Below are 11,027 nucleotides of genomic sequence, written 5' to 3' on the forward strand. Positions count from 1 at the left end.
CAAAAGCCGCTGCAACTAAGTGGCAACATCATCAGCGGCGCAAACTCAAAGCTGGTGCTGGGCGACGGCACCGTTGCTGGGGCCGTGTCGGTAATAATGCCAGCCGCCGCTAGCCAAAACAAGCCCGAGCGCCGCGCCGCCGCGTGGCGCGGCAGCAGCCCCACCTGAGTTCCCACCACAAATACAGCGTAAACAAGCACGTTCACGCCCGTTTTCTCGGCCCAAAACAACCAGTTGAACAGCAGTAGGCCCAGCGGCAGCAGCAGCTTTTGGGCGGCCGTGAGTGGGGCAGAAGTCCTGCTAGTAGGCGATTGACATGGAATAGCGGCCATGTTTTTGGCCAAGGGAATGCCAGGATTCATCGAAAAATGAATGAAGTGGTTAATAATAATTTTAAAATGGCTACCGGGCAAGCGGCGGCCGAGTGGGGGCCCCGCGCTGATTAGCTTGTGAGCACGGGCAACGGCATGAACCCATCGGAGTGGACCGGGGCCGGGGCAATCGCCGGATCGGCGGCGGGCGCTGAGGGGCCCCGCACCTTGCTTAGGATGGCTTCGAGCAGCGGGCGCATCGAGTCGAGCTGGCGCGACTTTATCATGAAATTCCAGAGCGGCTCAAATTTTTTCCAGCCGCCGGCGTAGGCGAAGTGCTTGAGTTGGTGGCGCAGCGTGTCGTGCACCAGGCTGGCCTTGGCGATGTTGGTCCAGGAATAAAAGTCGCGATAGGCTTGGTCGTAGCCGTCTTTCAGCTGGCGGGCGGTGAGGTGGGGGCCCGGCCGGCACACCACGGTGCGGGTGTCGTACTCGTTCCAGCGGCGGTGCAGCAGGCGGCCCTGGGCCTCCATCTGCTGGTACAGCGCCGTGCCAGGGTAGGGCGTAGCGATGTGAAACGTGGCCGTAGTGATGCCCTGGCCCACGGCCCAGTCCACGGTGCGCCGGAACACGTCGGGCCGGTCGTCGTCGAGCCCGAACACGAAGCTGCCGTTCACCATGATGCCCAAATCGTGGAGCCGGCGGATGGCGGCGGCGTAGTCGCGGCCCAGGTTCTGGGGTTTGTTGCTTGCTTTTAGGTTGACCGGGCTCAGCGTCTCGAACCCCACAAACAGGCTACGAAGGCCGGCCTGCGCTGCTTTTTCCAGCAAGCCGTTGTCGCGCAGAATGCTATCAACCGTGGCCGCGCCCTGAAACAATCTTCCCATGCCGCGCATGCCCTCGAACAAACCGGCTGCGAAGCGCGTGTGACCCAGCAAGTGGTCGTCGAGAAAGTAGAGGTGGCGGCCCGGCAGGCGGTCGATTTCGGCCAGGGCATCATCCACGGTTTGGGTGTAAAAAGACTTGCCGCCGGCGAAAAATGCGTCTTTGTAGCAGAAGTCACAGTGATGCGGGCAGCCCCGCGTCACCACAATGGAGTTGGGCACGAGGTAGCGCTCCCGCTTAATGAGTTCGCGCCGGATGGGCGGAATGCCCACTAGCGTGCGCCCCGCGCCCGACGCGTAGCGGGCCCGCGCCCGTCCCGCCCGCCACTCGGCCAGAAACGCCGGAAACGTTTCCTCGCCGGGCCCCAAAAAAATGCTGTCGGCGTGCGGGGCAGCTTCGTCGGGCAAGCTCGTGACGTGCAGGCCGCCCAAGCACACGTAGGCCCCACGGGCGCGGTAATGGTCGGCCAGCGCATAGGCCCGGTAGGCGTTGGTGATGTACACCTGGATGACGACCAAATCGGGGTAGTCGTTCAGGCGCAGGGTTTCCACATGTTCGTCCTGCAGGTCCGCTTCCCAGTCAGTTGGGAGGTAGGCCGCCAGCGTGGCCAGCCCCAAGGGCGGAAACAAAGAATATTTAATGGGCCGCCAATACGGGTTGGTGGCTTCGGTAAGGGCCGGCAAGATGAATTTTACACGCATTTTAAAGAACTTTGTAATTCAAAGCAAAAAGGCAAAAAGAAACGTGCTGAATAGGCACGGATGCAGTGGCCAGCGGGCCGGAAAATTCTTGCGGGGCCCCAAACTGGGGCCCCGGGGTCCCACGCTAGCCCGGGCGCAGCAGCTTCTCCAGGGCTTCCAGGTGCTGCTGGAAGGCGGCGCGGCCTTCGGCGGTGGCGGTGTAGGTGGTGTTGGGCTTTTTGCCGATGAATTGCTTGCTGACCAGCACGTAGCCCGCTTTTTCGAGGGCGGCCACGTGGCTGGCGAGGTTGCCGTCGGTAAGGTCAAGCACTTCTTTTAACTCGTTGAAGCTGACGGCATCGGTGGCCAGGAGCACAGCCATCACGCCCAGCCGCACGCGGTGGTCAAACGCTTTGTTGAGGGTATGGATAAGGTGCTTCACCGGCCCAATACGGATGCGGCAGGGGCCCCGGCCGGGCCGGGCCGCTCGTAGCGCTGGTACATGCGCAGGCCGTAGCCGATGTGGCCCAGCCCGAAGCCCAGCGCAAAAAACGCCACGCCCCAGCCCGGCAGCAGCATGGCCACCAGCCCCAGCCCGAGCTGCGTGAGCCCCAGCCAGCGGATTTCGTCGAACGTGTACTTGCTGGCGTTCAGCAGCGCCAGGCCATAAAACACGAGCAGGCCGGGCACCACCAGGCCCGCGTCGCCGCCCAGGTACAGGCGCAGGCAAAACAGCCCGCCAACGGCCAGCGGCAGGGCCAGGGCCACCAGCAGCCGCCGCGTCAGGGTGTTCCAAAGGGGCTGACCGGGGCCCTGCTGCTGCTGCCGCCGCCGCGTGAAAAACCAGGCCACGAGCAGCGCCGCCGCCACCATCGCGGCCGCCAACAGCAGCAGAAACGGCAGCGCCGCCTGCCGCTCGGCGGCCGTGCTGGCCAGCAGGTGCTGGTAGCCGCTGGCGCCATACTCGCTGGGGTAGTGGCCCTGCAAATAGAAATGGCCGGCCGCCGTGCCCAGCAGCGCCACCACGCCCGCCCCCACCCCGCTCAGGCCGGAGAGCGACAAGAAACGCGAGCTGCGCTCCATGATGGCGCGGATTTCGGTGAGCTGGGCTAACGGGTCGGGCTGCATATCACGAAGTGCTTTGTACTGCAAAGTTAGACGGAAATTTGGGATTTCAACCCAGCCTGTGCCCATCCGCAGCATGCCCCCGCCGCATCAGTATTGGGCCGGTTGGCCTGCTACGGCTGTGGCCCATGCAGTGGCTGCTGCGGGTGTGCCTGGCCGAGCCCGACGCCGGCTTGCGAATGGGGCTGCTCGGCACGCTACTGCTTTTCGAAGCCCCGCTGCTTGTGGCGGGGTTGCTAGGCGCCAGCGGCAATAGCTTGATTTTTTGCGTATGGGTCAGCTCGTCCTGGCTTTCTGGCGCACTCTGGGCCACCTGGCGCCTACTACGGGCCGAACAGCTGGCAGCAACGCTGGAGTCAGCCGATTAACTCCGGGCCCCGCGCCGCTACAAACTCACCCCAATCCCGGGCCCCAGCAAAAAGAACGGCTTACCCGCTGTCAGCAAATACCCACCCCCCAGGTACAGAGGAAACGTGAGGCGGCCAGTGCGTACGGGCGTTACCGAGCCCAGTACAACAATACCTAGGTCGCGCTTCACAGCCGCATTATCGGTCAGGTTAAAGGCGTTAAGGGCCACAAATCCTGCCCCGATTTTATAAGGCCGCAGATGGTTGATGCGCCCCGGTGAATAGAAGCTAAGCTGCGCCAGCGTGGCGATGCTGATGCCGGCAAAGCTGCCGTAGCCAGTGTCGCCGGGACTGCGCGTGAGCAGGCCGGCGGGAAAGCTCACGTCGATGTCAAAGCTGGTGCGGCGGCTCAGCACCAGGTCTACCAGTTGGGTGTAACCGGGCTCGCCGTACTGGCCAGCGTTGTGTTTAATAGTAATAATAATACGCGACCAATCGTCGAGTTCGTAGGTTTTGCGGGCCAGCAGCGTGTTCAGACTAAATGGTCCGCTCTGGCACTGCTTATCCTGGTAGTAAGCAGCGCGGGGCGACGGATCGGACGGGCAAATCACCAGGTTATCGACGGTTTTTTGGGCGAGCAGGTTGTTTTTAGCGTCCACCACGCGCACATCCATCGTCAGGTACTGCTTACCGTAGAGCGTCGTGGCCTCATCAATCGCGGCCGTGTTGAAGGAAAACACCACGTCGGGAATGCTATGCTGGTAGAGCACCGGCCCACTGAGGCGGGTGACGGGCAGGGGCCCCTCGCCGTAGCTCACGCTCACGAAATTGAGCGGGTGCGGGCGCTGGGCCTCGCGCACCGTCAGCACGAAGCCCGTGGGGGTGGCCCCTTCCAGAATGGCCAGGCGGCGGCGCACCACGCCCAGGGGAACCTGCATGCGGTACACCAGCGAGTTATCCGACCGCACCGACGAATCGGAGGGCACCGAGAGCAGGTCTTCGACGTGGAAGCGGCCCTTGAGCAGCGACTCGCCTTCGAGGCGCACGTCCACGATTTCGCCGGGGCCCACGGCCAGGTTCGAGGTCCAGTCGCCGCCGCGGTGCAGCACGCTCACGGCCGTAACGTGGGGGCGCGGCGCAATGTCGAAGTTGGTGATGTAGCGGGCCACGTCGCCGTCCTTGATGTAGAGGTAGCCCGCCGTTTGGCGGTGGGGGTTGAAGACGCGCAGCTGGCACAGCACCCGGTTGTTGGTGAGGTAGTTGCGGGTGTAGAGCTCGGCCACCAGGGCCCCGCCGGGCTCTTGCTGGGCCTCCAGCCGGTAGGTGCGGTGCAGGTCGAACGACTGGCCGTCGTCCAGAATCAGCTCCGTGCCCTGCAAGCGCCCGGCCTCATCGAAGGCAATGTCCTTGCGGTCCACGCTCAGGAAGCGCAGGCGGCTGGCCTTCACCGTAAAGTCCTGGCGCAGCGGCGGGTAGGCATAGGTTAGCTTGCCGTCGGCATCCAGGCGCGGGCGCTCGGCCAGCAGGTTCAGCACCAGCGCGTGGGGCCCCGGGTTGTTGGGCAGCAGGTGCAGGCGCAGGCCGGGGCCCTCGCGGGTAATTTTGTAGTCGATGTCCTGGCCACGCGTCCAGGTGTTGGTCACCCGCACGTTGCCGGGGTTGTCGGTGCTGAGGTCCACGACGCGCTCCTCGCCCACAAACAGCTCGGAATTGGGCACCCGCAGGTCGAGGCTGCTGCGGGTGAGGGGCAGCAGGCTCACGATTTGCTGCTGGCGCGGGGGCCGCCCCGCCGAGTCGGCGCCGGCCACGAACACCAGCTGCACAAAGGGCGTGGCCGTGAGGTTGCGGAAGCGTATGGTGCCGCGGTAGCTGCCGTCGGCGGCGCGCACCAGCGAGTCTTGCAGCTTATAATCGGCCGAGGGCAGCAGGCGCAGGCTCCGCACGGGGCCCGTGGGCGTGGCGCGCAGCTCGGCGGCCTGGTCGTCGGTGCGGTAGTAGAAGTAGAGGCGCGGCTCGCCGGCCACCGTGAGCTGCTGGGCCGGCTGGGCGTAGCGGGTGGTATCGAGGGTGAGGGTGACGCCCCGCACCAAGGCCCCCGGCGCGGCAGCCTGGCCCCGGGCAGGGCCCGCCAGGGCTAATCCCAAGCCCAACAGCACGCACGCCCAAAGAAGAGATAAACGCATAGGTCGAAATAGAAACTTATCGGGACCAAAAGTAAGCGGGGCTCCGGGCTGTTGACATGAAAACGGTACTTTTAGGCGTTTATTCTAATTGCGCCGTGCCCGAATCCTACGATGTTGCCATTTTGGGCGCCGGCCCGGCGGGCGCGGCCTGCGCCCTGGCCCTGCGCGGGGCCGGCCTGCGGGTGGCGCTATTGGACAAAGCCCAGTTTCCGCGCGACAAAATTTGCGGCGATGCCATTCCCGGCCCGGCCCTGAAGGCCCTGCGCCAGCTCGACCCCGCCTACGTCCCCGAGCTGCTGGCGGGCCTGCACCCCAAGGCCGAAACCCGCACCAGCCGCGTGGTGGCCCCCAACGGCCGCGACCTGGGCGTGCGCTGGCACCTGCCCACCTTCAACAGCCCGCGCCTGCACTTCGACGCCGCCCTGCTGGCCCTCGTCAAGCGCCACACGGCCACCGAAATCCTCGAAAACTTCACCGTCAAAACCATTGCTGGGGCCCCCGACGCGGTGACGCTGACCGCCCCCGACGGCCGGCAGCTGCGCGCCGGCCTGCTCATTGCCTGCGACGCCAACTCCGTGGCCGCCCGCCAGCTCGCCCACCGCCAAATCGACCGGGCCCACCACTGCGCCGCCGTGCGCGCCTACTACACCGGCGTGGCCGGGGCCGACGGCGGCACCACCGAGTTTTTCTTTCTCAAAAAGTACCCCGCTGGCTACTTGTGGGTGTTTCCGGTGGGCGGCGGCGTGTCCAACGTGGGCTTCGGCATGCTCTCGAAAGACATTGCCGCCCAGGGAGTTGACCTCAAGAAAACCCTGCTGGAGCTACTCGGCACGCACCCGCAGCTGGCCGCGCGCTTCGCGGGGGCCCAGTTGCAGGGCCCCGTGGTGGGCTTCGGGCTGCCGCTGGGCACCGGCCGGCCGGCCCACGCCCTGGCCGGTCCGCGCTGGCTGCTGTGCGGCGACGCCGCCTCCCTCATCGACCCGTTGCAGGGCCACGGCATCGACACGGCCGTGCGCAGCGGCGTGCTGGCCGCCGCCCAGGCCGTGGCCTGCTTTGAGGCCCAGGATTTCAGCGCCGATTATGTGCAGCAGTACGCCCGCGCCGTGCAGGCCCGCCTGGGGCCCCAGCTGGCGCGCAGCTACCGCATCATGCGGTTTTTGGGCAACAAGCCGTGGCTTGTGAACGCCGGCGTGCGCCTGGCCCAAGTGCCGCCCATCGGCCGCTGGCTGCAACGGCTGGTGGGCTGAGGAGGAGCGCATTGCCACCGAATGCCAGCCCCATTGGGACCGGGGCATCGCCCACGGCGGCAGTATTTGCGTAAGTTGCGCTATGCGCCTACGGCTTCGGTTGTTTGAGTTTGAGGATTTGTCCTGGTTTCCGGCCGTGGTGCGGGCCGGGATGATGGACTATTTGCGGTTCATGATTACGGCCTTGGGCACCTACCGGCCCGTGGTGCCGCTGCTGGCCGAGGCCCTGCGCCGCACCGGCCAAACCCGCCTGCTGGAGCTGGGGCGCCGGGGCCGGCGGCGGCACCGAAACCCTGCTGGCGGGCCTGCGCGCCCAGGGCTGCCCCGCCGCCACCATCACCCTCACCGACCTCTACCCCCAGCCCACCGCCTGGGCCGACATCGGCCGGCGCACTGCCGGCGCCATTTCGGCCGAGCCGGGGCCCGTGAACGCGCTGGCCGTGCCCGAGCACCTGGCGGGGCTGCGGGTCATCTTTTCGGCGTTTCACCACTTTCCGCCCGCCGCGGCCGTGGCCTTGCTGCGCGACGCCGTGCGGGCCGGCACCGGCATCGGCGTGTTTGAGGGCGCGGGCAAGCACTGGGGCGAGCTGGCGCTGGCCGGCACGGCGCTGCCCGTGGCTCAATTGCTGCTGACGCCATTTTTCCGCCCCTTCCGGCTCAGCCGCCTCGCGTTCACCTATTTGGTGCCCATAATCCCACTCTGCACCATCTGGGACGGGGCGGTGTCGCTGCTGCGCATGTATTCGCCCGGTGAGCTACTGACCTTGGCCAACCTGGCCGACCCGGCCGGCTGCTATCACTGGCAAGCCGGTAAAAAGAGCCACTGGTGGGGGCCCCAGGTCACGTACCTGGTGGGCTGGCCGGCGGCCGCGCGGTAGCTATTTATTAACGGCTAGGAATTGGGGCTTTTCCCAGCGGCAAGCCGTTGGGGCCGCACAGGTGCGTTGTTCTCACCACCTTTGCCCACCCGCGTGCCTGAAAAACGCGGGCTGTTTCGATGCTGAACGCTTACCGAAAAGCGCTGCCGCTGCTGCGCATCCCGTTTTCGCTGTACCTGATGCCGGTGTTCTGGTTCGGGCTCAGCGCGTTGCGGGGGCCCTGGAGCGGCGCGCGGGCCGCGGGCGTATTCGTGGTGCTGCACCTGCTGGCCTACCCGGCCTCCAACGGCTACAATTCCTACTACGACCGGGACGAGGACAGCATCGGGGGCCTGAAAACCCCGCCCAAAGTCACGCCCGAGCTGCTGCACCTGGTGCTGCTCTTCGACCTGCTGGCCGTCGTCGGCGCGGCGCTGATTTCGGTTTCCTTCGCGGCTTTACTGATTGTGTACCTGCTGGTTTCCAAGGCATACAGCTACGACGGCATCCGCCTGAAAAAGCACCCGCTGCTGAGCACGGCCGTGGTGGTGGTGTTCCAGGGCGCGTTCACTTTTTGGATGACGCAAGTGGGCGCGGGGGCCCACCGGCGCAGCTTTTCGAGAAAACCAACCTGCTGCTGGCCATCGTCAGCACCTTATTTTTGTGCGGTTCCTACCCGCTCACCCAGGTGTACCAGCACGCCGAAGACGGCCGCCGCGGCGACCGCACCCTGAGTTTGCGGCTGGGCATCCGGGGCACGTTCGTGTTTGCGGCGGCGGGGCTGCTGGCCGGCGCGGGGGCCCTGGCGCTCACCTATTGGTTACGGGGCGAGCCGCGCAACATCCTCGTTTTCCTGGTAGCCACGGGGCCCGTGGTGGCGCTGTTTGGGCGCTGGGCCTGGCTGGCCTGGCACGACGCCACCCACGCCAACTTCGTCTGGACGATGCGCATGAACCAAGTGTCGTCGCTGTGCCTGAGCGCCGCGTTCGTCGCCATGCTGCTCTGGCGCTGAGGCCGGCCAGGCCCCAGCCGCGGCAACGCCCGGGGGGCCCAGCTGCGTAAGTAATAGGAATCTGTCCACCACTCTTTTCCCGGATCCATGCGCCTCGCCCCGCTCCTGCTGCTGCCCCTGCTGGCGGCCTGCAACACCGACCCCACGGCCACCACCGAAACCGCCGCTACGCCGCCCACCGCTACCCCAGCCGCGTCCGACACTGGGGCCCTGCCCCCACCCGATACGGCGCGTGCTAAGGCCGTTTCGGCCCTTGGCGACACGCTGCGCGTGGTGCGGCAGCGGCGCAACTTCAGCCATTCCGAGGGCCCGGCCGATGCGTTTCGGCTGGTGTTCCGGGGCCCCTCGGTGCTAAAAGGCACGGCCGAATTTACGATTACCGACCCCAGCGGCCAGGTTATTTTCCGCGAAATGCTGACCGAGCCCGACCTCGAAGCGGCCCTGGTGTACGAGCTAAAAACCCCCACCGCCACGCCCGCCGAGCGCGAGGCCTACGTACTGCGCCGCATCGACCAGTTTTTCCAGCCCGCGCAGTTCCAGAAGCCCGCCGTGGGGCCCCAGGCCACGTTTCCCAGCAGCATTGAAAACCTCGACCAAGCCACCTGGGCCGATCTCAAGCGGCGCCCCGGCACCATCGGCTTCGACTACCTGAAGGGCAAAGAAGACCGCCAGCGCCTCGCCTGGTCGCCCCTGAAAAAGCAAACTGTGCGCGTGCGCTAGGGCGGCATCGAGGCCAAGTACTGGCCTGTACCACCAACTGTGCTTGGTTTTGTGTATGCTACACTTGGATCCCCTGGGGCAAAACCAAGCGCAGCTTGGTGGTACGGACCCGCTTCGGCTGGGGCCCCAACGCAAAAAGCCACCGCGTTGCTGCGGTGGCTTTTTGGTGCAAACGAAGTTTGCAGGCGGCGTTAGCCGTTCATGGAGAGCAGGAACTCGTGGTTGTCCTTGGTGCCTTTGATGCGGTCTTTCAGGAATTCCATGGCTTCGGTGGCGCTCATGTCGTTCATGAAGCGGCGCAGCACCCACACGCGGCCCAGTTCTTCCTTGGTCATCAGCAGGTCTTCGCGGCGGGTGCCGGAAGCCGGAATGTCGATGGCCGGGAACACGCGCTTGTTGGCCAGCTTGCGGTCCAGCTGCAATTCCATGTTGCCGGTGCCCTTAAATTCTTCGAAGATTACTTCGTCCATTTTCGAGCCCGTTTCAATCAGCGCCGTGGCGATGATGGTGAGCGAACCGCCGCCCTCCACGTTGCGGGCCGCGCCGAAGAAGCGCTTGGGCTTTTGCAGGGCCCCGGCGTCGATGCCGCCCGAGAGGATGCGCGAGCTGCTGGGCTGCACCGTGTTGTAGGCCCGCGCCAGGCGGGTGATGGAGTCGAGCAGGATCACCACGTCATGGCCGCACTCCACGAGGCGGCGCGCCTTGTCGAGGGCCATTTCGGCGATTTTCACGTGGCGGTCGGCCGTTTCGTCGAAGGTCGAGCTGAGCACTTCGGCCTTCACAGTGCGGGCCATGTCGGTTACTTCCTCGGGGCGTTCGTCGATGAGCAAAATCATCAAATACACCTCGGGGTGGTTCTCGGAAATGGCGTTGGCAATTTCCTGGAGCAGCACCGTTTTACCGGTTTTGGGCTGGGCCACGATGAGGCCCCGCTGGCCCTTGCCAATCGGCGCAAACATATCAAGCACGCGGGTGCTGATTTGGCTGGGCTTGGTGCTGAGCTGCATCCGCTCGTCGGCAAACAGCGGCGTTAAGTGGCTGAACGGCACCCGGTCGCGGACCTCCTCCACGGTGCGCCCGTTCATGCTGTCGATGCCCACCAGGGCGAAGTATTTCTCGCCTTCGCGCGGCGGCCGGATGGTGCCAATCACCGTGTCGCCGGGCTTCAGGGCAAATTGCTTCACCTGCTGCGGCGACACGTAAATGTCGTCCGGTGAGGCCAAGTAGTTATAAAACGGTGAGCGCAGGAAGCCGTAGCCGCCGTCGGGCATCAGCTCAAACGTGCCGTTGCCGGGCACCACCAAGTCGATTTCCTGGCGGGCGGGCCGCTGGTTCTGGTTTTGCCCCTGGCCCTGGCCTTGGTTCTGATTTGGGTTCTGGCCCTGGCCTTGGTTTGCGTTTTGCCCTTGATTTGGCTGGCCTTGGGGCTGGTCGGGGTTTTGGCCGTTGGCGCGCTGCTCGTCGCGGCGCTGCTGGCGTTGCTGGTCGCGCTGGGCCTGGCGCTCCTCGCGGGTCATGCGCGGCTGGTCGTTACCCTGGCCGTTGCGGGGCTGGTCGTTGCGCGGTTGGTCCTGGCCTTGGTTGTTGCGCGGCTGGTCGTTGCGGGGCTGGTCCTGGCCGTTGCCGTTGCGGTACTCGCGGGGTTGGTCGTTTGCGATAC

General features: G+C 65.5%; 12 protein-coding genes. 6 read left to right on the forward strand and 6 right to left on the reverse strand.

The window, feature by feature from the left end:
• The 4 genes from BEN49_RS05495 to BEN49_RS05510 form a co-directional block, all read right to left on the reverse strand.
• Positions 1-362, reverse strand: a 362-nt coding sequence (locus BEN49_RS05495; RefSeq protein WP_141765618.1) for a hypothetical protein, incomplete at its 3' end; no start/stop codon positions are given.
• 80 nt (positions 363-442) lie between these two features.
• On the reverse strand, positions 443-1,825 hold the full coding sequence (locus BEN49_RS05500; protein ID WP_239691824.1) for a B12-binding domain-containing radical SAM protein: 1,383 nt from the start codon (positions 1,823-1,825) through the stop codon (positions 443-445).
• Positions 1,826-2,021: 196 nt separating this feature from the next.
• Positions 2,022-2,318 (reverse strand): winged helix-turn-helix domain-containing protein, encoded by a 297-nt coding sequence (locus tag BEN49_RS05505; RefSeq protein WP_070741897.1) that lies wholly within the window; start codon positions 2,316-2,318, stop codon positions 2,022-2,024.
• Complete coding sequence (locus BEN49_RS05510; protein WP_070741900.1) at positions 2,315-3,004, reverse strand: hypothetical protein; 690 nt, start codon at positions 3,002-3,004, stop codon at positions 2,315-2,317. Before BEN49_RS05510 ends, BEN49_RS05505 begins: the two co-directional genes overlap by 4 nt.
• Before the next feature lie 125 nt (positions 3,005-3,129).
• Between BEN49_RS05510 and BEN49_RS05515 the strand changes: the two genes are divergently transcribed.
• Complete coding sequence (locus tag BEN49_RS05515) at positions 3,130-3,369, forward strand: hypothetical protein (RefSeq protein WP_070741903.1); 240 nt, start codon at positions 3,130-3,132, stop codon at positions 3,367-3,369.
• A gap of 17 nt (positions 3,370-3,386) precedes the next feature.
• Here BEN49_RS05515 and BEN49_RS05520 read toward each other — a convergent pair whose 3' ends face one another.
• On the reverse strand, positions 3,387-5,531 hold the full coding sequence (locus BEN49_RS05520; RefSeq protein ID WP_125916543.1) for a hypothetical protein: 2,145 nt from the start codon (positions 5,529-5,531) through the stop codon (positions 3,387-3,389).
• A gap of 95 nt (positions 5,532-5,626) precedes the next feature.
• On the opposite strand from BEN49_RS05520, the gene BEN49_RS05525 reads away from it, so the two are divergent.
• The 5 genes from BEN49_RS05525 to BEN49_RS05540 all read left to right on the forward strand — a co-directional run bounded on the left by BEN49_RS05525 (position 5,627) and on the right by BEN49_RS05540 (position 9,367).
• On the forward strand, positions 5,627-6,778 hold the full coding sequence (locus BEN49_RS05525) for an NAD(P)/FAD-dependent oxidoreductase (RefSeq protein WP_070741911.1): 1,152 nt from the start codon (positions 5,627-5,629) through the stop codon (positions 6,776-6,778).
• Between the two features lie 425 nt (positions 6,779-7,203).
• Positions 7,204-7,656, forward strand: coding sequence for a hypothetical protein (locus BEN49_RS05530; RefSeq protein WP_070741914.1), 453 nt, complete (start codon positions 7,204-7,206; stop codon positions 7,654-7,656).
• A gap of 119 nt (positions 7,657-7,775) precedes the next feature.
• Positions 7,776-8,369, forward strand: a complete 594-nt coding sequence (locus tag BEN49_RS05535; protein ID WP_239691825.1) for a UbiA family prenyltransferase — start codon at positions 7,776-7,778, stop codon at positions 8,367-8,369.
• Positions 8,324-8,647 carry a hypothetical protein gene (locus BEN49_RS29275; RefSeq protein ID WP_239691826.1) on the forward strand — a complete coding sequence of 108 codons (324 nt, stop codon included), beginning with the start codon at positions 8,324-8,326 and terminating at the stop codon, positions 8,645-8,647. Before BEN49_RS05535 ends, BEN49_RS29275 begins: the two co-directional genes overlap by 46 nt.
• Before the next feature lie 87 nt (positions 8,648-8,734).
• A complete protein-coding gene (locus tag BEN49_RS05540; protein WP_070741917.1) occupies positions 8,735-9,367 on the forward strand; it encodes a hypothetical protein in 633 nt (210 codons plus the stop codon).
• A 191-nt stretch (positions 9,368-9,558) separates the two neighbouring features.
• Here BEN49_RS05540 and rho read toward each other — a convergent pair.
• Positions 9,559-11,027: transcription termination factor Rho (gene rho, locus BEN49_RS05545; RefSeq protein WP_239691827.1), on the reverse strand; the 1,469-nt coding region annotated here is incomplete at its 5' end.

The organism is Hymenobacter coccineus, from assembly GCF_001816125.1.
Taxonomy (GTDB): Bacteria; Bacteroidota; Bacteroidia; order Cytophagales; family Hymenobacteraceae; genus Hymenobacter; species Hymenobacter coccineus.

Bases quoted from the DNA above. Each gene is read 5' to 3' on its own strand.
- BEN49_RS05510 (WP_070741900.1), bottom strand. From the start codon at position 3,004: ATGCAGCCCGACCCGTTAGCCCAGCTCACCGAAATCCGCGCCATCATG.
- BEN49_RS05515 (WP_070741903.1), top strand. From the start codon at position 3,130: ATGCAGTGGCTGCTGCGGGTGTGCCTGGCCGAGCCCGACGCCGGCTTG.
- BEN49_RS05520 (WP_125916543.1), bottom strand. From the start codon at position 5,531: ATGCGTTTATCTCTTCTTTGGGCGTGCGTGCTGTTGGGCTTGGGATTA.
- BEN49_RS05535 (WP_239691825.1), top strand. From the start codon at position 7,776: ATGCTGAACGCTTACCGAAAAGCGCTGCCGCTGCTGCGCATCCCGTTT.
- BEN49_RS05540 (WP_070741917.1), top strand. From the start codon at position 8,735: ATGCGCCTCGCCCCGCTCCTGCTGCTGCCCCTGCTGGCGGCCTGCAAC.